This is a genomic window from Brevundimonas sp. 01N35 (assembly GCF_056399785.1).
Window position 1 is genome coordinate 26,273 of sequence record NZ_JBFTRZ010000005.1, and the last position, 19,264, is coordinate 45,536.

At 68.0% G+C, this 19,264-nt stretch carries 23 protein-coding genes; 13 read left to right on the forward strand and 10 right to left on the reverse strand.

Annotation, left to right across the window (positions count from 1 at the left end; translation table 11 throughout):
* The 3 genes from AC1DJ5_RS06415 to AC1DJ5_RS06425 all read left to right on the forward strand — a co-directional run bounded on the left by AC1DJ5_RS06415 (position 1) and on the right by AC1DJ5_RS06425 (position 3,459).
* Positions 1–1,311, forward strand: coding sequence for a nicotinate phosphoribosyltransferase (locus AC1DJ5_RS06415; RefSeq protein ID WP_441456090.1), 1,311 nt, complete (start codon positions 1–3; stop codon positions 1,309–1,311).
* A gap of 77 nt (positions 1,312–1,388) precedes the next feature.
* A complete protein-coding gene (locus AC1DJ5_RS06420; RefSeq protein ID WP_441456091.1) occupies positions 1,389–1,961 on the forward strand; it encodes an NADPH-dependent FMN reductase in 573 nt (190 codons plus the stop codon).
* A gap of 52 nt (positions 1,962–2,013) precedes the next feature.
* Complete coding sequence (locus AC1DJ5_RS06425) at positions 2,014–3,459, forward strand: cryptochrome/photolyase family protein (protein WP_477020044.1); 1,446 nt, start codon at positions 2,014–2,016, stop codon at positions 3,457–3,459.
* On the opposite strand, the gene AC1DJ5_RS06430 is transcribed toward AC1DJ5_RS06425, so the two are convergent.
* The 4 genes from AC1DJ5_RS06430 to AC1DJ5_RS06445 all read right to left on the reverse strand — a co-directional run bounded on the left by AC1DJ5_RS06430 (position 3,456) and on the right by AC1DJ5_RS06445 (position 5,808).
* On the reverse strand, positions 3,456–4,049 hold the full coding sequence (locus tag AC1DJ5_RS06430; RefSeq protein WP_477020045.1) for a response regulator transcription factor: 594 nt from the start codon (positions 4,047–4,049) through the stop codon (positions 3,456–3,458). The two genes, AC1DJ5_RS06425 and AC1DJ5_RS06430, sit on opposite strands and share 4 nt — an antisense overlap.
* Before the next feature lie 84 nt (positions 4,050–4,133).
* Complete coding sequence (locus AC1DJ5_RS06435) at positions 4,134–4,781, reverse strand: helix-turn-helix domain-containing protein (protein WP_441456094.1); 648 nt, start codon at positions 4,779–4,781, stop codon at positions 4,134–4,136.
* 85 nt (positions 4,782–4,866) lie between these two features.
* Entirely contained in the window at positions 4,867–5,526 is a 660-nt protein-coding gene (locus tag AC1DJ5_RS06440; RefSeq protein WP_477020046.1) for a sensor histidine kinase, read from the reverse strand.
* An 84-nt stretch (positions 5,527–5,610) separates the two neighbouring features.
* Positions 5,611–5,808, reverse strand: a complete 198-nt coding sequence (locus AC1DJ5_RS06445; protein WP_477020047.1) for a hypothetical protein — start codon at positions 5,806–5,808, stop codon at positions 5,611–5,613.
* A gap of 155 nt (positions 5,809–5,963) precedes the next feature.
* Here AC1DJ5_RS06445 and AC1DJ5_RS06450 point away from each other — a divergent pair, with 155 nt between their 5' ends.
* The 3 genes from AC1DJ5_RS06450 to AC1DJ5_RS06460 all read left to right on the forward strand — a co-directional run bounded on the left by AC1DJ5_RS06450 (position 5,964) and on the right by AC1DJ5_RS06460 (position 7,692).
* Positions 5,964–6,374, forward strand: a complete 411-nt coding sequence (locus AC1DJ5_RS06450; protein ID WP_477020048.1) for a hypothetical protein — start codon at positions 5,964–5,966, stop codon at positions 6,372–6,374.
* Positions 6,374–6,571, forward strand: a complete 198-nt coding sequence (locus AC1DJ5_RS06455) for a helix-turn-helix transcriptional regulator (protein WP_114817898.1) — start codon at positions 6,374–6,376, stop codon at positions 6,569–6,571. Before AC1DJ5_RS06450 ends, AC1DJ5_RS06455 begins: the two co-directional genes overlap by 1 nt.
* 191 nt (positions 6,572–6,762) lie before the next feature.
* The gene (locus tag AC1DJ5_RS06460) at positions 6,763–7,692 is read left to right on the forward strand and encodes an alpha/beta fold hydrolase (protein WP_477020049.1); all 930 of its coding nucleotides are present in this window, start codon (positions 6,763–6,765) and stop codon (positions 7,690–7,692) included.
* Positions 7,693–7,875: 183 nt separating this feature from the next.
* On the opposite strand, the gene AC1DJ5_RS06465 is transcribed toward AC1DJ5_RS06460, so the two are convergent.
* The 3 genes from AC1DJ5_RS06465 to AC1DJ5_RS06475 are packed head-to-tail and all read right to left on the reverse strand — an operon-like array spanning position 7,876 to position 10,501.
* The gene (locus AC1DJ5_RS06465) at positions 7,876–8,703 is read right to left on the reverse strand and encodes a DUF3298 and DUF4163 domain-containing protein (RefSeq protein WP_477020050.1); all 828 of its coding nucleotides are present in this window, start codon (positions 8,701–8,703) and stop codon (positions 7,876–7,878) included.
* Positions 8,704–8,729: 26 nt separating this feature from the next.
* Complete coding sequence (locus tag AC1DJ5_RS06470) at positions 8,730–9,752, reverse strand: UbiA family prenyltransferase (RefSeq protein WP_477020051.1); 1,023 nt, start codon at positions 9,750–9,752, stop codon at positions 8,730–8,732.
* Positions 9,749–10,501 carry a LytTR family DNA-binding domain-containing protein gene (locus AC1DJ5_RS06475; RefSeq protein ID WP_477020052.1) on the reverse strand — a complete coding sequence of 251 codons (753 nt, stop codon included), beginning with the start codon at positions 10,499–10,501 and terminating at the stop codon, positions 9,749–9,751. The genes AC1DJ5_RS06470 and AC1DJ5_RS06475 overlap by 4 nt, the downstream gene beginning before the upstream one ends.
* Before the next feature lie 227 nt (positions 10,502–10,728).
* Here AC1DJ5_RS06475 and AC1DJ5_RS06480 point away from each other — a divergent pair, with 227 nt between their 5' ends.
* Entirely contained in the window at positions 10,729–12,006 is a 1,278-nt protein-coding gene (locus tag AC1DJ5_RS06480; protein ID WP_441456102.1) for an acyltransferase family protein, read from the forward strand.
* Between the two features lie 47 nt (positions 12,007–12,053).
* Here the strand turns inward: AC1DJ5_RS06480 and ppk2 are convergent, their stop codons facing one another.
* Complete coding sequence (gene ppk2, locus AC1DJ5_RS06485; RefSeq protein ID WP_441456103.1) at positions 12,054–12,797, reverse strand: polyphosphate kinase 2; 744 nt, start codon at positions 12,795–12,797, stop codon at positions 12,054–12,056.
* A 327-nt stretch (positions 12,798–13,124) separates the two neighbouring features.
* On the opposite strand from ppk2, the gene AC1DJ5_RS06490 reads away from it, so the two are divergent.
* Positions 13,125–13,328: a cold-shock protein gene (locus AC1DJ5_RS06490; RefSeq protein WP_441456168.1), complete on the forward strand. Its 204-nt coding sequence runs from the start codon at positions 13,125–13,127 to the stop codon at positions 13,326–13,328.
* A 188-nt stretch (positions 13,329–13,516) separates the two neighbouring features.
* Here AC1DJ5_RS06490 and gluQRS read toward each other — a convergent pair whose 3' ends face one another.
* On the reverse strand, positions 13,517–14,365 hold the full coding sequence (gene gluQRS, locus AC1DJ5_RS06495; RefSeq protein WP_477020053.1) for a tRNA glutamyl-Q(34) synthetase GluQRS: 849 nt from the start codon (positions 14,363–14,365) through the stop codon (positions 13,517–13,519).
* Positions 14,366–14,372: 7 nt separating this feature from the next.
* Positions 14,373–15,506, reverse strand: a complete 1,134-nt coding sequence (locus AC1DJ5_RS06500) for a JmjC domain-containing protein (RefSeq protein WP_477020054.1) — start codon at positions 15,504–15,506, stop codon at positions 14,373–14,375.
* A gap of 47 nt (positions 15,507–15,553) precedes the next feature.
* Between AC1DJ5_RS06500 and AC1DJ5_RS06505 the strand changes: the two genes are divergently transcribed.
* The 5 genes from AC1DJ5_RS06505 to AC1DJ5_RS06525 all read left to right on the forward strand — a co-directional run bounded on the left by AC1DJ5_RS06505 (position 15,554) and on the right by AC1DJ5_RS06525 (position 19,250).
* A complete protein-coding gene (locus tag AC1DJ5_RS06505; RefSeq protein ID WP_477020170.1) occupies positions 15,554–16,210 on the forward strand; it encodes a DNA-3-methyladenine glycosylase family protein in 657 nt (218 codons plus the stop codon).
* Positions 16,156–16,857 (forward strand): trimeric intracellular cation channel family protein, encoded by a 702-nt coding sequence (locus tag AC1DJ5_RS06510; RefSeq protein WP_477020055.1) that lies wholly within the window; start codon positions 16,156–16,158, stop codon positions 16,855–16,857. The genes AC1DJ5_RS06505 and AC1DJ5_RS06510 overlap by 55 nt, the downstream gene beginning before the upstream one ends.
* 140 nt (positions 16,858–16,997) lie before the next feature.
* Positions 16,998–17,570: an HNH endonuclease gene (locus AC1DJ5_RS06515; RefSeq protein WP_441456107.1), complete on the forward strand. Its 573-nt coding sequence runs from the start codon at positions 16,998–17,000 to the stop codon at positions 17,568–17,570.
* A 113-nt stretch (positions 17,571–17,683) separates the two neighbouring features.
* Complete coding sequence (locus AC1DJ5_RS06520) at positions 17,684–17,926, forward strand: hypothetical protein (RefSeq protein WP_441456108.1); 243 nt, start codon at positions 17,684–17,686, stop codon at positions 17,924–17,926.
* A gap of 286 nt (positions 17,927–18,212) precedes the next feature.
* Positions 18,213–19,250: a hypothetical protein gene (locus AC1DJ5_RS06525; protein ID WP_477020056.1), complete on the forward strand. Its 1,038-nt coding sequence runs from the start codon at positions 18,213–18,215 to the stop codon at positions 19,248–19,250.
* Positions 19,251–19,264: the final 14 nt, after the last annotated feature.

The window sequence follows — 19,264 nt, forward strand, 5'->3', positions numbered from 1 at the left end:
ATGGCGAACGTCGACCTGGCCAAGCGGGCCTATGATCACGGCTGGCGGCTGGACCCCATCGTCCGCAGCCTGCTGGACACCGACTTCTACAAGCTGCTGATGCTGCAGCTGATCTGGCGGCGGCATCGCGACGTGCCGGTGACCTTCTCGGTCATCAACCGCACGACCGGCGTGCGGCTGGCCGAGGAGGTGGACGAGGGCGAACTGCGGGCGCAGCTGGATCATGCGCGGACGCTGCGGTTCTCGAACCGCGAACTGATCTGGTTGGGCGGCAACACCTTTTACGGCAAGAAGTCGATCTTCAGCCCCGACTTCCTGGCCTGGCTGGCCGATTACCGCCTGCCGGAATACGACTTGGCGCGCGGCGCGGACGGCCAGTTCCGGCTGGAGTTCGCAGGGACCTGGGCCGAGGTCACGCTGTGGGAGATCCCGGCGCTGGCGATTCTCAACGAGTTGCGCAGCCGTCGGGCGCTGCGCCGCCTGGGTCGGTTCGAGCTGGACGTTCTCTATGCCCGCGCCAAGACGAAACTTTGGGGCAAGGTCGAGCGTCTGAGGACGCTGGACGGCCTGTCCCTGTCGGACTTCGGCACGCGGCGGCGGCACGGCTTCCTGTGGCAGGGCTGGTGCGTCGAGGCGCTGAAGGAGGGGCTGGGCTCGGCCTTCATCGGCACGTCCAACGTCCTGCTGGCCATGAACAACGACCTGGAGGCCATTGGCACCAACGGCCATGAACTGCCCATGGTGCTGGCGGCCCTGGCGGGGGACGACGACGCGGCCCTGCGCCGTGCGCCCTATCAGGTGCTGGAGGAATGGCGGGGGGCCTATGACGGCAATCTGCTGGTGGCCCTGCCCGACGCGTTCGGGACAAGAGCCTTCCTGGCCGACGCGCCCAACTGGCTGGCCGACTGGAAGGGCTTTCGTCCTGACTCCGCGCCGCCGATCGAGGGCGGAGAGGAGATCCTGAACTGGTGGGCGTCCCAGGGGCGCGACCCGCGCGAGCGGCTGCTGGTGCTGGCCGACGGGCTGGATGTGGACGGGATCGAGGCGGCTCACGCCCACTTCAAGGGGCGGGTGCGGACCAGCTTCGGCTGGGGCACCAATCTGACCAACGACTTCCGCGACTGCGCCCCCGCGCCCATGCCCGAGCTGACGCCCATCTCCCTGGTCTGCAAGGTGACGCGCGCGGCGGGGCGTTCGGCGGTCAAGCTGTCGGACAACGTCGAGAAGGCCACCGGCGACCGGGCCGAGATCGAGCGCTATCTGCGGGTCTTCGGCGAGGCGGGGCGGACGGCGCGCGCGGTCACGGTCTGAGGCGGAACCCGCGCGCCTGACGAAGCATTTCTTCGGAGGCGGCGGTCGGCGTCGTCTCTCCCAGCAGGATGCGCGTCATGACCACCTACAACGTCGGCTACATCATCGGCAGCCTGGCCAAGGGCTCGATCAACCGGAAACTGGCCCAGGCCCTGATCAAGGTCGCGCCCGAGAAGCTGAAATTCCACGAGATTTCGTTCAAGGACCTGCCGCTCTATTCCTACGATTACGACGCCGACTATCCGGCCGTGGCGAATGACTTCAAGGCGGCGATCAAGGGCTCCGACGCCATCCTGTTCGTGACGCCGGAATACAACCGCTCCATCCCCGGCGGGCTGAAAAACGCCATCGATTGGGCCAGCCGCCCCTATGGAACCAACAGTTTCGCCAACAAGCCGACGGCGGTGATCGGAAGCTCGCCGGGCGCCATCGGCACGGCCGTCGCCCAGCAGAGCCTGCGGAGCGTCATGGGCTTCCTGCAGGCCCCGCAGATGAACGCGCCAGAGGCCTATATCCAGTTCACGCCGGGCCTGGTCGACGACGCCGGAAACATCACCGTGCCCGAGACGGAGAAGTTCCTGCGCGACTATATGGAATCCTTCCACCAGTTCATCGCCCGGGTGCTGACGGTCTTGCCGCGCGACGCCTGATCCAGCAGGGAGGCGGGACCGTATTCCGGTCGCCCAGCGTCAGGACCGCCTCTTGCCCGCCTCTCCGCCCGTCATCCTGTGGTTCCGCCGCGATCTGCGGCTGACCGACAACCCCGCGCTGCACCACGCCGTGGCGACGGGTCGGCCGGTGCTGCCGGTCTATGTCCTGGACGAGCGGCTGGAGGGGCGGCCCATCGGCGGGGCCTCGCGCTGGTGGCTGGACCGGTCGCTGCGGGCGCTGGACGCCGACCTGAGGACGCGCGGGGGGCGGTTGATCCTGCGGCGCGGCGACGCCGAGGCCGAACTGCGTCGGCTGATCGCCGAGACGGGCGCCGCGCAGGTCTTCATGAACCGCCTGTTCGAGCCCGAGGCCTTCGCCCGCGACGCCGACATCGCCCACGGCCTGAAGGCCGACGGGATCGAATGCCGGGGCTTCAACGCGACGCTGCTGTGCCGACCGGGAGCGGTGCTGAACGGATCGGGCCAGCCCTACAAGGTGTTCACGCCCTTTCTGAAGGCCCTGCTGGCGACGGCCGAGGCGCCGGCGGCGCTCAATGCGCCCGAGACCGTCACGGTTCCGGACGGCGTGGCCGGCGAGGCGGTCGAGGACTGGGGCCTGCATCCGACGCGACCCGACTGGTCGACCGGCTTTGTCGGGACGCCCGGCGAGGCGGGGGCGCGGGCGGCGCTGGACGCCTTCGTCGCGGGCGGGCTGAAGACCTACGCCGTCGACCGCGACCGGCCCGACCGGGCGGGTACCAGCGGCCTGTCGGCGCATCTGCACTGGGGCGAGATCGGTCCTTGGCGGGCGGTGACGGCGGTGCGGCGGGCCGCCGCCGCCGGTCGCGTCGCTTCTGCCGAGGCGGAGAAGTTCGTCGCCGAGATCGGCTGGCGGGAATTCTCGGCCCACCTGCTGCACCACTTTCCCTATCTGCCAGAGCGCGCCTTCCGACCGGAATACGACGCCATGGCCTGGCGCGACGATCCCGAGGCTCTGGCGGCGTGGAAGGCGGGACGGACCGGCTATCCGCTGGTCGACGCCGGGATGCGCCAGCTGTGGGCGACAGGGACGATGCACAACCGGGTGCGGATGGTGGTCGCCTCCTTCCTGATCAAGCATCTGCTGATCGACTGGCGCGCAGGCGAGGCCTGGTTCTGGGACACGCTGACCGACGCCGACCTGGCCAGCAATGTGCAGAACTGGCAGTGGGTCGCCGGGTCCGGGGCCGACGCCGCCCCCTATTTCCGCATCTTCAATCCGGTGGCGCAGGGCGAGAAATTCGATCCCGAGGGTCGCTATGTTCGCCGCTGGGCGCCCGAGATCGCGCGCCTGCCGGATCGCTGGCTGCAGGCGCCGTGGACCGCGCCGTCGGCGGTGCTGGCCGAGGCGGGGGTGCGGCTGGGCGTCGACTACCCCAGGCCGATCGTCGATCACGCCGCGGCGCGCGAACGGGCCTTGGCGGCGCTGAAGCGCGTCAGCTGGGGCGAAGCGGACTAGTAGCCGGCCGCCAGGGCGAGGCGCAGCAGGTCGGCGACCGTATGGGTTCCGGTCTTGGTCATCAGGTGGGCGCGATAGACTTCGACGGTGCGGGGGCTGATGCCCAGGTCCTGGGCGATGACCTTGTTGCCGCGACCCGCCGCCACGCCGCGCAGGACCTCGCGTTCGCGCCCGGAAAGCCGCTCCAGCCGGGCCGCGGGCGGGGGAGGCGGCGTCGCGCGTCGGCTGTCCAGCGCCCCCGTGACGGCGGCGATCAGGCGCTCGGGCGTCACGGGCTTTTCGAGGACATCGAGGGCGCCCGCGCGCACGGCCTCCACCGCCAGGGGCACGTCGGCGTAGGCGGTGATGACGAGGATGGGCAGCGGCGCCTCGTCGCGCGCCGTCAGATGATGGATCAACGCCAGCCCGTCCAGCCCCGGCAGCCGCATGTCGGTCAGGAGACAGGCGTTCGTCATGCGGCCCTCCGTCGCCAGAAAGGCCTCGGCCGAGCCATAGGGTCGCGCGTCCAGTCCGCGCGCGTCGAGCGTCGCCCACAGCAGCAACCGCGTGGCTGGATCGTCATCGACGATGTGAACGACAGGTCGAAGCATGGCGGTTCCGCAATCGGGACAGGGAACACAACGGCCCGCATCGATTCCGGTTCTCCGGTCGGTTTGACGATGATCAAGACGGGATCAGCGCGAGGCCAGCCGCTCCAGCGACGACCGCTTCAGGATGTGGAACTCGCGGCAGGAGGAAAAGGCCACCCAGCCGTCGTTCTGAAACTGGCCGAGGGCGCGCGACACTGTCTCGATGGCCAGGCCCAGATAGTCGGCGATGTCCTGACGACTCATCAGCAGGGCCGTGTTCTCAGTCGCGCTGCGGGCGGCGACGTCCAGCAGGAAGCTGGCGATCTTCTCGCGGGCGGTGCGGCGGCCCAGCATGGCCAGGTGATCCTGGGTGCGGGCCAGTTCCAGAAGGGCGGCCTGGGTCAGGGTATGCTGGTGAAGGGCCGACCACTGGGCGCCGCGCCCGAAGGCGACTGCCTCGCTCGGACCCAGCGCCTCTGCGGAAAACCGGTGATGAGCGCCGGGCTCCAGCCCGAACAGGTCGCCGGGATAGTAGAAGCCGCCGATCTGGCGTCGGCCTTCCAAGGAATGGCGGATGGTGCGCACCGCGCCGCTGAGCAGGACATAGACGAACGTCGCCTCGTCGCCCTCGACATAGATCGGCTCGTCCGCGCCGTAGGTCAGCCTGACGTCGATGTCGCCATAGGGGCGCAAGGCAGGGCGCGGCGCGACCGCGAAAGGCAGGGCGTGAACCATCATAGAAAGACCTCGCATTCCCGATCCCTGTCCCCCGACCCCTGTCCTATGGGATGGATCGCCGGTCTCTCGAAATTCCGGGCGCGTGCTTATGGGAAGGCGCCTAATCCGTTCGGGTGGCGAGGGCGTCAATTGCCGGGTGGGCGCCGGGCATGCGCACCTCGAACTGTACGCCGGGATCCCGCGCCTTGACGGCCAGGGCGCCGCCGGTCTCACGCACCATGCGGGCGATCAGCGACAGGCCGAAACCGGCGTTGGCCTCGGGATGAGCCGCATCGGGAAAGCCCACGCCGTCGTCGCTGACGGCCAGACGGCACCCTTCGGGCGTCGGCTCCAGCAGGACGTCGACCGTCCCGCTGCGCCCCGCCAGGCCGTGTTCGAAAGCGTTGCCGACCAGTTCGGCGGTGATCAGGCCGAGGGCGGAGGCCAGGCCGGCGGACGCCGTCAGAGGCCGCATGTCCAGCACCAGATTCGCCCCCTCGCGGCCGTCGATCTCGGCGACGTCGCGGCAGATGTCGGCGAGGAATTCATCCAGATGGACCTCGACCCCCTGTTCATGCGTTTGCAGGCGTTGGTGCAGGCGGATGATGACCCGCACGCGGCGGGTCGCCTCATTGAGGGCGGCGGCGACCGGCGTGTCGGCCGAGCGCGCCTGGAGCATCAGCAGGGAGGCCACGGACTGCAGGCTGTTGCCGATCTGGTGATGGGCGGCGCGGACCTGATCAAAGGCATTCGCGTGGTCGGGCGTGGGCGTCATCGGCATTCGCCTCCTCTCGGCGCGCAGCCTAGCGCGTGCGTCCGAGGGACGACTTGACGGTCGTCATTTCGCTCGGCCCGCTCGGTCGGTTCAGGCCCCCGGGTCCAGCGACCAGCCGCGCGAGCGCTTGTCCTCCTGGTCCTCCAGTTCGCGCGTCGTCGGCACCGTGTATTCCGCCAGCAGGGTCAGACCCGATCGGGGGAAGTAGGTGCGGCTCGGATCGCCGACGATGACGCGGGTTCCGTTGGCCCGCGCCCGTTTCAGCCAAGCCAGCACCGCCTCGGCCATGGGCTTTTCATAGAAGACGTCGCCGGCGCAGATCAGGTCGGCGGACGTGGGATGACGGCGAGGCCGCTGCGTCAGGCTGGCCTGACGAAAGGTCAGGTTGACATGACATATTGATCATGTAAGGTAGGCCTTACATTCAGTCAGGAGCGCCTGTCATGACGAACTGCCCGCCAAATGTCCAAACCTCCGCCGCCCGGCGTTACCGACTGCGGACCCTCGCCTTCATGGTTCCCTATGTGGCGATCTGCGTGGCGATGATGACGACCGACGTCTTTGATGGCGTCATGGGCCGTGCGGCGGCCTGGCTTCTGGCCCTGGCGGTCGCCGCGCCGATCGCCGGTCAGATCTGGGCGGTGCTCAGCTTCATGCGCGACAGTGACGAGTTCGTCCGCGCCGTCACCGCCAAGCAGTTCATCGTCGCCTCCGGCATCGCCATGGCGCTGTTCACCTTCTGGGGCTTCGCCGAGAACTTCGCCGGAGCGCCCCACGCCGAGGGCTGGCTGATCGTGCCGCTGTTCTGGGGCGCTTTTGGAGCGGTCGCAGTCTTCATCCGATCGTCGAACTGATGAAGAACAAGCTGAAACTGCTGCGCGTCGAGCGCAACTGGACCCAGGAACAGCTGGGGCAGGCGCTGGGGGTCTCGCGTCAGGCCGTCAACGCCCTGGAGACCGAGAAGCACGACCCCTCGTTGGACCTCGCCTACCGTATCGCCGCCCTGTTCGCGCGGCCGGTGGAAGAGGTTTTCGAGAACCCGCACGGCTGAAGTATCTGTCAGCTTAACCTTACATTTCCGCCTTTGCTTTCCGCCGTCATCCTCGGGCTTGACCCGAGGATCGAGCCTAGCCGCGCGCTCTGCATTGCTGAGGTCGCGCAGACGGACAACCCGATCCTCGCGTCAAGCCCGAGTATGACGGTGGAGAGAGGGGCTTTTCTGAAGACCTGAAAGGAAACGTCATGTTCAATTCTGCTTCTTCGTCCAGGACCCTGCGCGCCCTCCTGCTGGCCTCGGTTGTCACCCTGGCCGCCGGCAACGTCTTCTCGACCGCCCATGCTGAACGGGCGCGTCTGGAAGCCCCCGCCTTTACCTCCGACCGGTTGTCGGTCGAGGTGATCGGGCAAGGCCCCGACGTCATCCTGATCCCGGGTTTCGCTTCCTCGCGGGAGGCGTGGCGACCGCTGGCGCAGCGGCTGGCGGCGACGCACCGGGTGCATCTGGTGCAACTGGCGGGCTTCGCCGGGGAGCCGTGGAGGCATGGCGACGGGGCCTTCGTCCAGCCGGCGGTCGATGAACTGGCCCGCTATGCGGCGACGCTGAACCGGCCCGCGATCATCGGCCATTCCATGGGGGGCTTCAGCGCCCTGATGCTGGCGCAGCAATACCCCGAGGCGGTCGGGCGGGTGATGAGCGTCGACAGTCTGCCCTTCTTCAGCGCCATGTTCGGGCCGCAGGTAAATGCGGAAAACGCCCGGCCCTTCGCCGATCAGGCGGCGGCGGCGATCCTCGGCGCGGACGAGACCGCCTTCCGCCAGCAGCAGGAACAGACAGCGGTCGGCATGATGAAGACCGAGGCGGCGCGTCCGGCCATGGTCGAATGGTCGATGGCGTCGGACCGCCACGCCATGGCCTCGGCCATCCGCGAGGTGATGACCACCGACGTGCGGCCCGGTCTGGCCGCCATGACCACGCCGGTCTGGGCCGTCTATGCCTCGGACGCGAACGGCGGGGCGCCCGCCGCCGGGGCCGACGCCCTGTGGAGCCGCGAATATGCGGGCCTGCCGGGGGTGAAGCTGGTCCGGGTGGACGATACCCGGCACTTCATCATGACCGACCAGCCGGCGCGGCTGGAGGCCCTGGTGAATGAGTTCCTGGCGGACGGAAAGTAGAGCGATCCTCCCACGCGCAGCGGGGGAGGGGGACCGCGACGGCGCAGCCGGCGGGGTGGAGGGGGCGAGAGGCACGCGCCGCCCTCATGCTGTCGAGCGCCAGCCTGTTTCCGCCCCCTCCACCATGCTGCGCATGGTCCCCCTCCCCCGTGAACGGGGGAGGATCAGGGACGTGCTGTTGGCTTACTTCGGCCGCAGGTCCTCGGTCACGTCGCCGGTCTTGAGCGGCTGGCCGGCGAACTCGGCGGCGTAGGCCGGGGCGAGCAGGGTCTGGAAGGCCGAGGCGGGCAGGGTGAGGTAGTAGGCCCCCTCGACGTAGGGGCCGACCGCATAGGCGTCGAGCAGGAAGGTCAGGCCGCCGGCCTTGCCTGCCGTGGCGCCGGGGGCGAGGACCACGGCCACGTCCTTCAGCTTGGGGCAGCTCCAGGTGTCGCCGCCGACCTTGACCGGTTGGGCGCCGGGGCGGGCCTTCTTGGCGGTGTTGACGGCGGCGCACAGGCTGCGTTCCAGCGCGCTCAGGTCGGCGCCCTTGGCGAAGAGGTCGGCGGGGGCGATGCGGCGCTTCTCGGTCTTGTCCCACAACAGGGCCGTGGCCACCGTGTTGGGGTGGGCGCCGCCCGAATAGTCGAAGTCGGTGCGCATGGCGCTGAACAGGCGGCCGGTCTGGACCGGGTCGCCATAGACGATGGTCTTCTCATACGGCCCCATGGCGCTGTCGCCGCCGGCCTCGGTGCGGTCGGCCTGGGCGCCCTCGGCGTACTTGCCGAGGTCGGCGACTTCCTGACGATAAAGGCCGGCGTAGAGCTCGGGCTGGGTCTTGATCGCTTCGGGCAGGGTCAGGCTGACCTTGGCGTAGGGGGTGACGCTTTCGTATTTCAGCGGGCCGGCAGCGGTGGCCTCCGCGGCGGCCTTCGGGGCCTCGGGCGCGGTCTTCTCGGCGCGCTGGCAGGCGCCCAGGGTCGCAGCGACGGCGGCGGTCAGGAGGAGAACGCGGAGGCGGTACGAGGTCATTCGAGGTTCCTTGGGGGAGGGTGCGATCAGAAAGCTAGGCCGTTGAACGCGATCGCGGCCAGAAGGATCAATCCAGCTTCACGATTTGATTTGAACAGGCGCAGGCACAGGACGCCGTCCTCGGGTTTCAGGGCCTTCACCTGCCAGGCCAGATGCAGGGCGTAGAGGACCAGACCCGCGTAGAAGATCGGTCCCAGACCGGCGGCGACGCCCGCCGCGCCCGCCAGAAGCACGGCCAGGACGTAGAAGACGGCCACGCCCGGCTTGACCTGCGACCCCAGACGCCGGGCCGAGGATTTGACCCCGGCCATGACGTCGTCCTCGATGTCCTGCAGCGCGTAGATGGTGTCGTAGCCGAGGGTCCAGAAGACGCCGCCCGCATAGAGAAGCCCCGCCGACAGGGCGAGGTGCCCCATGCGGTTCAGGCCCTCGGCCATCCAGTAGGCGTCGCCGCTGGCGCGGACGTCCAGCACATAGAGCCAGCCCAGGGCGAACAGACCCCCGGTCGCCGCCGCGAAGCCCAGCAGGGCGCCCCAGTTGAAGGTCAGGCCCAGCCAGGCCTGGGGCCACCAGGTGATGCGCTTCATGAAGGGATAGGCCGCGACCAGACCCAGCGACAGGGCGCCGAGCAGGACGGACATGAGGTTCATGGTCAGCAGGATGCACAGGCTGATCAGGCACAGACCCGCCACGAAGGCCCAGGCCTGCTTGACGCTGATCTGGCCCGCAGGAATAGGGCGCAGGGCAGTGCGGGCCACCTGGGCGTCGAAGTCGCGGTCGGCGATGTCGTTCACCGCGCAGCCCGCGCCGCGCATCAGCGCAGCGCCTATGGCGAAGCCCGCCACCAGCCACAGCTCATAGCCGCCGAAGGGCCGGTCGTACTGGTTCAGGGCCAGCATGATCCCCTGCCAGCCGGGCAGCAGCAGCAGCCAGATGCCGATGGGGCGGTCGAACCGGCCCAGCTTCAGCCACGGCTTCAGCGCTTCGGGGGCGTAGCGGTCCACCCAGTTCTGGCGGGCGGCGTCGGGAAGCGGGGCGGTGATGTTCATGCCTGGGGTCTTAGACCCTCGGCTCTCAGCCGGTCCAGCGCTGGCGTATAGCGGCGCGACAGCGGCGCCTCCAGCGATCCCAGTTCGACGGTCCAGTCGCCGGAGCCTTCGGGGCGCAGGCCGCTCATCCGCGCGGCGTTGATCAACCAGGAGCGGTGCGTGCGCACGAAGCCGCAGCGCTCCAGTTCCACCTCGACGGCGGCCAGGGTGGCGCGCATCAGCGGGCGGCGGCCGTCGGCCAGGATGAACTCGACGTAGTTGCCGGCCGAGGTGGCGGCCAGGATGTCGTCGAGCGGCGCGCGGATCAGACGGGCGCCGTCGCGGATGTCGAAGCTGACGGGCCGCACCGGGGTCTCGCGCGCCTCGCGCAGGCTGCGTACGGCCCAGAAGACGCCGACGAACAGGGCGTAGCTGAGCAGGTCCTTGCGGAGCTCATAGACGAACCGCTCGACCGGCGGGCCATAGTCGTAGGTCTCGCCCAGGGCCGCATAGACGCCGTGGCGCATGGCCACCATCAGGCCGACGTGCAGCAGGCTGTAGAGGGCGGCGACGCCCAGGTGGACGGCGACGAACCGGCCGCGTCCGCGCCAGCCGTCGTCCAGCATGGACGGCGGAGCGACGGCGGCGGCCAGCCAGGGCAGCCAGATCAGCAGGGCCAGCGCCGCTGCGCTGGTGCCCTCCCACACCCAGGGCGCCCAGAGCCGCAGAGACGGGGAATCGGTCAGCACCGTCATGGCGTTGACCACCATGAAGGCGGCCGTGATGCCGAGAATGATCGTCCAGCCGACGATCAGGTCGTGCCGGTCAGCGCTCGTCAGATGGACGCGCGCGCCATTCGCCCCCGAGGCGTCGCCGTTCGTCCCAGGCCCCGTTCGCCCGGCCCCGCGAGGCCTCCGTCCGGCCCGCGCCGGTTGCGGCTCTGCGGGCCGAAATGAGAGCCCTGACCCCGCATTTTCATTCATCAGAGGTCGTCCCCATGCCCGCTCTCCCGTCCCCACCGCCGCCGCGCCGCCATGATCTGGATTGGATCCGCGTCGGCGCCTTCATGCTGCTGATCCTCTACCATGTCGGCATGTTCTACGTGCCATGGGACTGGCATGTGAACAGCCCCCATCCGGTCGAGGCGCTGGAGCCTCTGATGCAACTGACCAACCCCTGGCGGCTGACCCTGCTGTTCGTGGTGTCCGGGGCGGCGACGCGCTTCCTGTTCGACGGCTTCGCGCGGCAGGGGGAGGGAAGCGCCCGTCGCTTCGCCGGGTCGCGGACGTTGCGGCTGCTGCCGCCGCTGGTCTTCGCCATGTTCGTGATCGTGCCGCCCCAGAGCTATTACGAAGTGGTCGAGGCCGCGCGGGGGCTGGGCGTCGCCGATCCGGCGCATTCGCCGTGGCTGGCCGGCTTCTGGCTGAAATACGCCACCGCTTCGGGCGGCTGGTGCGACGCCGACGGCTGTCTGATCACGCCGACGTGGAACCACATGTGGTTCGTCGCCTATCTGCTGATCTATAGCCTGGCGCTGGCGAGCCTGCTGATGCTGGGTCAGCGTCTGCTGCCCGCCCTGCAGTCGGGCCTGGAGCGCGTGCTCAAGGGCTGGGGGCTGCTGATCTGGCCCATCGTCTGGCTGGCCCTGATCCGCTGGGCGTTGGCGCCGGCCTTCCCCGTCACCCACGCCCTGGTCGACGACTGGTACAACCACGCCCTGTCGTTCAGCGCCTTCCTGTTCGGTTTTCTCAGCGCCCGGTCGGACGTCCTGAAGGCGGGCTATGAGCGGCTGCGCCGACCGGCCCTGATCCTGGCGGTCGTCGCCTGGGCGGGGTGGGCGTTCTACGCCTGGACGTTCCGCGCCGACGACGCCGTGCCGCCCGAGGCCCTGAAGACCGCCATGCGTCTGGTTTACGCCGCCGACCAATGGGCCTTCATCGTCGCCATCCTGGGCTATGGCGCGCGCTATCTGAACCGGGGCGGGCCACTGTTGCGCTACCTGACGGTCGGGGTCTTCCCCTTCTACATCGTGCACCAGACGATCATCGTCGTCGCCGCCCACCACCTGGCCCCGTTCGGCCTGCCGCAACCGCTGGAGGCGGGGCTGCTGATCGCGGGAACCTTCCTGGGCTGTTTCGCGACCTATGAGATCGCGCGCCGTCTGGGCTGGCTGGGCCTGCTGCTGGGGGTGCGGCCCGCGACGGCGAAGGCGGTCCGCCGACCCTCGACACCGGGCCTTGAGGCCTCTGAAGCCCTGGGCGGTTCGGAGCCCTGAGGGCAGGGGCCGCGGCAAGGCCGAGGGCCGCCGTCTGTTCGGCGGGCCTATTTCGCCAGCCGGCCCTTGGCCTTGTCGGCGCTGAAGACGATGTCGGAATCGGCCTTCTTGGCTTCCAGCCCCGGACAGTTCAGCTGGTGCAGGACGTGGCGGATGATGTTCAGCCGAGCCTTCTTCTTGTCGTCGGTGGCGACCACCGTCCAGGGCGCATAGTCGAAATGGGTGCGTTCCAGCATCTGGTCGCGTGCGGCGGAATAGTCGCTCCAGTGCTTCTGGGCCTCGGCGTCCAGCGGCGAGACCTTGAAACGCTTCAGCGGATGGGTGGTGCGTTCCTCCAGTCGGCGAGATTGCTCATCGCGCGAAATGTCCAGCCACAGCTTGATCAGGGTCGTGCCGGACTGGGTCAGCATCCGCTCGAAATGCGGCGCGTCGTGCAGGAAGCGTTCGTGCTGCGCGGGGGTGCAGAAGCCCATCACCGGCTCGACTCCGGCGCGATTGTACCAGGAGCGGTTGAAGAAGACCGTCTCGCCCGCCGCGGGCAGGTGGGCGGCGTAGCGCTGGAAATACCACTGGGTCAGTTCGCGGTCGCTGGGCTTGGGCAGGGCGACGACGCGCGTCTGGCGCGGGGCCATGTATTCCGTCATCCGCTTGATCGCGCCGTCCTTGCCGGCGGCGTCGCGACCCTCGAACACGATCACGATCTTCAGGCCCTGATCGATGGCCCAGGCCTGGGTCTCGACCAACTGAATCTGCAAGGCTTCCAGCGTGTCGGCGTAGTTGTCCTTGGCCATCGGGGTCGTCCTTTGCCGTCGTAACGGGAAGAGCTTGCGGCTATTTTAACGCGCGCGCCAGCCCACGACGCCCCACGGTTCGCGCGTCGCTTCGCGGACCGTGGCTTTTCGACCCGCGTTCGACTTTAACCAACCGGCGGCGTCGGGCGTTTCGCTTTCCAGTTGACGCGCTGTGGATAGTCGGGTGACAAAGTGGCGCAGTCCGGATTTTGCGCGGGGTCCAAACCCGCGTCTCGCTCCTTCGCCTGAACGAGCTTGTCCAGATGGGCTGACGGATTCTCCTGCATGGAAATCCGCCTGGCAAAGCGCGTTTACGGAGACGCTAAGATGGCGACCGGCACGGTCAAGTGGTTCAACCCCACCAAGGGCTATGGCTTCATTCAGCCCGACGACGGCGGCTCGGACGTTTTCGTCCACGTCACCGCTGTTCAAAAAGCTGGCCTGCAAGGCCTCGATGAAAACTCCAAGGTCGAATACGAGCTGGAAAACCAGCGCGGCAAGACCTCGGCAGTGGAACTCAAGGTTCTCTAAGGCCGACGAACCCGCTTCGGGTTCAGACGATCGAAAGGCGCGGAACCTGCCGGTTCCGCGCCTTTCTTTATTCTGGGAAGAGAAGGGCGCTAACGCGCGGCTCGCGGAGCCGCGCTGCTTGAGCGGCATTTTTGGGCGCTATCGGGCGGTCGCCCTACTTGAGTGCGACGAGGCGGCGTCGCCTCCGTTCAGAACCCCAGCTCGGCCCGAAGCGCCTCTGCTGACAGGCCGGCGGCGCGAAGCTCGGCCAGGGTCACCGACCGGTCGCGCTTGGCGTAGCGGCGGCCGTCGGGGCCGAGCAGCAGACGGTGGTGGCGATAGACGGGGGCGGGCCAGCCCATCAGGGCCTGGATCAGCCGCTGGATATGGGTCGCCTCGAACAGGTCCAGGCCGCGGATGACGTGGGTGACGCCTTGCAGGGCGTCGTCGTGGGCGACCGCCAGGTGATAGGCGGTCCCGGCGTCCTTGCGGGCCAGCACCACGTCGCCCGCCGTCTCGGGTCGGGCGCGGATCAGGCCGGTCTCGCCATCGGGGCCGCAGCCTTCCTCGACGAAGGACAGGGCGTTCCAGGCGGCCTCGCCCAAGGCTTCATGCGCCCGGTCCAGCGACAGCCGCCAGGCGTAGGGACGCCCCTCGGTCAGCAGGCGGGCTTCTTCGTCGGGTGCGTGCGGGCCAGGTCGGACGGCTTCGGCGGGGCCGTGCGGGGCGTCGCCGATGGCGTCGAGGATGTCCTTGCGGGTGCGGAAGCAGCGGTACAGCAGGCCGCGCATGTTCAGGGCGTCGATGACGGCGGCGTAGTCGGCCAGATGCTCGGACTGGCGCCGCACCGGCGTCTCCCAGTCCAGCCCCAGCCAGGCTAGGTCCTCGAAGATGGCCGCCTCGAACTCCGGCTTGCAGCGGGTGGGGTCGATGTCCTCGATCCGCAGCACGAACCGTCCGCCCGCCGCCTTGGCCGCCGTCCAGGCGGTCAGGGCCGAGAAGGCGTGGCCCCGGTGCAGGCGGCCGGTGGGCGAGGGGGCGAAGCGGGTGGCGAACATGGGCGGGTCAGAACCGCTTGAGGGCGCCGGCCTTCTCGGCCTGTTCGACGGCGGCGCGGATGTCGGCTTCCGCCACGAAATCGAATTGGGCGATCAATTCCTCCAGCGCGAAATCCGGCTGGGACAGGGCCCAGTGCATCGCGTGGGCCACGGGACCGGCGAAGGCGGGCCCTTGCAGGCCTGAGGGTCGGTACGCTGTCAGCGTCAACGGCTGTGGCAGGGCGAAGCGCGCCGGGCGGGGGACCAGTCGTTCCTGCGTCATCGCCACCTCGTCCCGAAAATCAGGCAGGGCCGCCAGCCGAGCCAGGCGTTGACCGAGGTCGGCAAGGTGAGCCTGCAGCGCCCGGCCGTCGTCCTTGTCCGCGGGCGGCATGAAGGCGCGGAAAGCCGGGTCCTGCATCGCCGCCTGCTCCAGCAGCGAGAAGACGATTCGCCCGTAGAGGGGCGTGACGGAGAAGGTGACGTGCAGCGAGGCGCCGTCCTGGGCCAGGGCGTCGTGATACCAACCGCGCGGAAGATACAGGACGTCGCCGGGCCGCATCCGCACCTCGGTTATGACTTGCCCCCGGCTCTGTTCCAGCCAGCGGCGGGTCTCGGGCGTGTCGGGCAGGAAGTCGACGGGCGCCGCGGCCCGGTTCTCATACAGACGCCAGACCTTCTCGCCCTCGACCTGAAGGGCGAAGACGTCGTGCAGGTCGTAGTGGGTTCCGAAGGCCTGGACGCCCTTGAACGAGCAGTACAGGTTGACCCCGACGGCGGCGGCGAAGGCGCGGCCCAGCATGGCTGCGGCGTTCGCCAGTGGCGGGGTCAGTTCCTGCGCATCGCCGGCGATGACGCTGGCTCCCGTAGCCAGGAGGACTGCGACCTTGCCGGGGTCTGGACGCATCACCGAGCCGGACTGGGTCTGGACGGGGCGGCAATATTGATCGGGCGATACGGCGACGGCGTCGCGGACCAGTTTGAGGCTCTGCGCGGTCCAGATCGACGACTGGTTCAACAGGGCGTTGAAGCCGGTCCAATCCAGCAGTTCGCGCTTCGCCGCCCCGTCGCCTGCGGAAATGTGCAGCGGTTTTCGGCCGTGAAACTCGGCGAAGAAACGATCGGGGGTGATCGGGTGAAGAAGTTCGTCCAGAGTATCCATTGGCCGCCACGCTAGAGCGGCGCCTTATCCCTGTCGATACAGACATCATGGCCATCGCCCCGTCCGCCCCGTCCATCGCCGCCGCCCGCGAGACCCTGGCCGCCGCCGATCCGGCGTTGGCGCGGGCGCACGTCCAGACGCCGGTATTCGAGTGGCGGCTGCGGCCCGGCGGATACGAGGGGCTGTTCCGCATGATCGTCGAGCAGCAGGTCTCGGTCGCCGCCGCCGCCTCGATCTGGAAACGGACGGTCGAGGGGCTGGGCGGGACGGTGACGCCGGACGCCGTGCTGGCGCTGGATGTGGAGACGCTGCGCACCTTCGGCCTGTCGGGGCAGAAGGCCAAATACGGCCACGAGATCGCCCTGGCCCATGCCGAGGGCCGAATCGACTTTGATCATCTGGAGCGGCTGGACGACGCCGAGGCCGTCGCCGCCCTGGTCGCCATCAAGGGGGTCGGCAAGTGGACGGCCGAGACCTTCCTGATGTTCTGCGAGGGGCGCCTCGACGTCTTTCCCGGCGGCGACGTGGCCCTGCAGGAGGCGATGCGCTGGGCCGATGCGGTCGAGGCTCGGCCGAACGAGAAACAGGCCTATGCCCGGGCGGAAATCTGGCGACCGCATCGCGGGGTGGCGGCGCATCTGCTCTGGGGATGGTATGGGGCGGTGAAGCGCGGCGATATCGCGCTGGAGGACCTGTCGATTTGAATCCGCTGACGAACGCCGACCTGACCCGGCCCGAGACCGTCCTGCCGCTGCTGGACTTTGCGGGGGTGGCTGTCTTCGCCGCCACCGGGGCACTGGCCGCCGCGCGCGAGAAGCACGATCTGGTGACCTTCGCCTTTTTCGGCGCCATCACCGGGGTCGGCGGCGGGACGCTGCGCGATCTGCTGATCGGAGCGCCGGTCTTCTGGGTGCAGGACTGGCGCTATATCGCCGTCTGCCTGCTGGCGGCGGCGGCCTTCTGGGTGCTGGGGGCGCGGACGTGGCGTTTCCGGGCCCTGCTGTGGCTGGACGCGGTCGGGCTGGCGGCCTACGGCGTCATGGGGGCGGCCAAGGCGGGCTCCTATGGCGTGGCGCCGCTGATCTGCATCGTCATGGGCGTGCTGACGGCCTGTTTCGGCGGGGTCGTGCGCGACGTGCTGGCCGGCCAGCCGTCGATCCTGCTGCGGCGCGAACTGAACATCACCGCCGCCCTGCTGTCAGGCGGGCTGTTCGTGGTGCTGAAGGCGATGACGGTTCCGACTTGGCCGGCGGTGGGCGTGGCGGTGGCGGCGGGCTTCGCCCTGCGGGCCGGCGCCCTCTTGAGGGGATGGAGCCTGCCGGCCTTCCCCAGCGCGCCGGCGCGAGGCTGAGGCCGCGTCACGAAAACGCTGCATACCGGTCATGGCGATGAGCGGGAATCGGGCGTAGTCTTCTTTGGGTAAGACTAGGGAAGGAGACGTGTCCTCACTCCTGTCGCTTTGATCTCCCCCCGTATGCGCGGGAGGGCCTGATGCAGGTCCTGTCCCGCCCCCCGTCCGGCTGGCCCGCCCTGGTGCTGAACGCCGATTTTCGCCCTTTGTCCTATTACCCGCTGTCGATCTGGCCCTGGGAAGAAGTGGTCAAGGCCGTCTGGCAGGAACGCGTCGACGTGGTCGCCACCTATGACAAGGTGGTGCGCAGCCCGTCGATGGAGATGCAACTGCCCAGCGTCATCTCGCTGAAATCCTACGTCGATCAGGACCGCAAGCCCGCCTTCACCCGCTTCAACGTCTTCCTGCGCGACGGCTTCGCCTGCCAGTATTGCGGCGAGACCGGCCTAGCCCAGGAACTGACCTTCGACCACGTCATCCCCCGCTCGCGCGGCGGCCGCACCACCTGGCAGAACATCGTCGCCGCCTGCGGCCCCTGCAATCTGCGAAAGGGCGGCCGCACGCCGCAGCAGGCGGGAATGCCCCTGCTGCGCCGCGCCGCTCACCAGCCCAACGCCTGGGAACTGCAGGAAGCCGGCCGCCGCTTCCCGCCCCACTTCCTGCACCAGAGCTGGCTCGACTACCTCTACTGGGACATCGAGCTCGAACCCTAGGGTTCACCGGTGTTGCCTTTCGTTACCCAAGCGTCTGATTGTTAGGTATTTTGTGGGAAAGGGGATGCAGGTAGTTGCCGCTTATCCTCCGATTTGCTCCCGTTTGGTGACCGTTGACCAAATCGCCAGAAGGGCGAGACGGGCTTGGCGATCTCTATCTCGCGCAAGGTGTGGCCACGAAGACGGAGATGACGCTCCGAGCGGCCCGGATCCGGGTTGCGCGGCACATCAAGCCGCTGCTCGGGTCGAAGAAGATCGCCGACGTCATGGGCGGCGACATTCAGCGATTGATGATTGAGGTGTCCGTCTTGCCGGCCTCGGCGGATGAGGTCCGCTGCTCGGTGTCTGGGACCTGAATCTCGCACGTCAACATTACCCCAGGTTGATTAAAGGAAAAAATTATCCTTAAGGTGTATTGCGTCCCCGGAAAATTCGGATAACGATAAGATGTCGGGTTCAGAGAGTTCGCATTTTTGAAGGGCGAACAGGTAACCGGCACATGAACCAATCACAAATCGCGCGATTTATGGCGCGAGCGCGTCTTGTTGCGGGCAAAAAGGTCGGCAGTAATTTCCTGTATATTGCAGGAGAATGACGGTCTGTGCCCTAACGTCTGTGAGTTAACGCTTGGAGGAGCGAAACATGGCACAGTATAATGGCGTGCTATTGCGTCAAAACTTACAGGATCAGGGGTTGTTGCCCCGAACGGGCGGGTGGACCGCGAGCCCCGACCTGATCTCGGCCGGAGCCGCGCCGGTCCAGAATCCCACGGCTGTATTCACGTCCCCGGCCAGCTACGCCACGGATCCAACCAAGCCGGCCGTCTTCAAGGCGACGAATTACTTCTACCTGCGTGGCCAGAACTTGGGCGCGACAGCCGTTTCGGCCGAGGCGCGCATCTTTTACGCTCCGTCGTCCCTGTTCCTCTACCCCCAACAGTGGTTGGACAACGCTATGCAGACGGCGCGGGGCGAGACGGTGAGCAAGATCGAAGCCATCCCGCCGGGCGGGATCGCGGTGACCACCGACCCCCTTATCTGGAAGCCGGACTTCACCAGCGAACACTTCTGCCTCGTCGGCTTTATCTCGACCGCCGCCTATCCGTTCGAGAGTCAGAAACCGGCCGCGATCACCTCTCTGGACGATCTGGCGGCCTGGGTCGGCGCTACCGGCGGTACGGGCTGGCACAATGTGCAGTTTACGAGCGTCGGTCAGCCGACCTTCACGAAATACACGACCTATCCGGCCTCCGCGACGCCTGCGAAGATCATATTCGCAGTCACCTGCATCGACTGCCCGATCGGTTCACAAGTGTCGTTTTCCTGCGGCACGCCCCTGCCGGACGGCACCTACATCCACCTGCCGCCGACGACGGTGACCAAGTCGGACCAGTTCGGCGTGGTTCTGGAGTACGTGGTTCCGGCGGGCTGGACCTCTCCGATCTCGTATTCCTACACCGACAACGGACTGCCCCCTGGCAAGAACTTCAGCGTGTCGATGAGCGCTTCCATCAAGGAAACCAGACCGGGCGGACACGCCTTCTCGGCCTTCGCCCGACCGGCCGCCGAGGTGTTTCCCAACCACCACGCGCTGCATCCGACCACCTTTGAGCTGATGGACATGCCGGTGAGCATGCTGGTGCCGGTGGGCAGCGACATGACCAAGATCGCAGAATCCTGACATGGCGGCTGCGT

Bases quoted from the DNA above. Each gene is read 5' to 3' on its own strand.
- AC1DJ5_RS06415 (WP_441456090.1), top strand. From the start codon at position 1: ATGGCGAACGTCGACCTGGCCAAGCGGGCCTATGATCACGGCTGGCGG.
- AC1DJ5_RS06420 (WP_441456091.1), top strand. From the start codon at position 1,389: ATGACCACCTACAACGTCGGCTACATCATCGGCAGCCTGGCCAAGGGC.
- AC1DJ5_RS06430 (WP_477020045.1), bottom strand. From the start codon at position 4,049: ATGCTTCGACCTGTCGTTCACATCGTCGATGACGATCCAGCCACGCGG.
- AC1DJ5_RS06435 (WP_441456094.1), bottom strand. From the start codon at position 4,781: ATGCGAGGTCTTTCTATGATGGTTCACGCCCTGCCTTTCGCGGTCGCG.
- AC1DJ5_RS06440 (WP_477020046.1), bottom strand. From the start codon at position 5,526: ATGCCGATGACGCCCACGCCCGACCACGCGAATGCCTTTGATCAGGTC.
- AC1DJ5_RS06445 (WP_477020047.1), bottom strand. From the start codon at position 5,808: ATGGCCGAGGCGGTGCTGGCTTGGCTGAAACGGGCGCGGGCCAACGGA.
- AC1DJ5_RS06450 (WP_477020048.1), top strand. From the start codon at position 5,964: ATGACGAACTGCCCGCCAAATGTCCAAACCTCCGCCGCCCGGCGTTAC.
- AC1DJ5_RS06455 (WP_114817898.1), top strand. From the start codon at position 6,374: ATGAAGAACAAGCTGAAACTGCTGCGCGTCGAGCGCAACTGGACCCAG.
- AC1DJ5_RS06460 (WP_477020049.1), top strand. From the start codon at position 6,763: ATGTTCAATTCTGCTTCTTCGTCCAGGACCCTGCGCGCCCTCCTGCTG.
- AC1DJ5_RS06465 (WP_477020050.1), bottom strand. From the start codon at position 8,703: ATGACCTCGTACCGCCTCCGCGTTCTCCTCCTGACCGCCGCCGTCGCT.
- AC1DJ5_RS06470 (WP_477020051.1), bottom strand. From the start codon at position 9,752: ATGAACATCACCGCCCCGCTTCCCGACGCCGCCCGCCAGAACTGGGTG.
- AC1DJ5_RS06475 (WP_477020052.1), bottom strand. From the start codon at position 10,501: ATGGTGGTCAACGCCATGACGGTGCTGACCGATTCCCCGTCTCTGCGG.
- AC1DJ5_RS06480 (WP_441456102.1), top strand. From the start codon at position 10,729: ATGCCCGCTCTCCCGTCCCCACCGCCGCCGCGCCGCCATGATCTGGAT.
- ppk2 (WP_441456103.1), bottom strand. From the start codon at position 12,797: ATGGCCAAGGACAACTACGCCGACACGCTGGAAGCCTTGCAGATTCAG.
- AC1DJ5_RS06490 (WP_441456168.1), top strand. From the start codon at position 13,125: ATGGCGACCGGCACGGTCAAGTGGTTCAACCCCACCAAGGGCTATGGC.
- gluQRS (WP_477020053.1), bottom strand. From the start codon at position 14,365: ATGTTCGCCACCCGCTTCGCCCCCTCGCCCACCGGCCGCCTGCACCGG.
- AC1DJ5_RS06500 (WP_477020054.1), bottom strand. From the start codon at position 15,506: ATGGATACTCTGGACGAACTTCTTCACCCGATCACCCCCGATCGTTTC.
- AC1DJ5_RS06505 (WP_477020170.1), top strand. From the start codon at position 15,554: ATGGCCATCGCCCCGTCCGCCCCGTCCATCGCCGCCGCCCGCGAGACC.
- AC1DJ5_RS06510 (WP_477020055.1), top strand. From the start codon at position 16,156: ATGGTATGGGGCGGTGAAGCGCGGCGATATCGCGCTGGAGGACCTGTC.
- AC1DJ5_RS06515 (WP_441456107.1), top strand. From the start codon at position 16,998: ATGCAGGTCCTGTCCCGCCCCCCGTCCGGCTGGCCCGCCCTGGTGCTG.
- AC1DJ5_RS06525 (WP_477020056.1), top strand. From the start codon at position 18,213: ATGGCACAGTATAATGGCGTGCTATTGCGTCAAAACTTACAGGATCAG.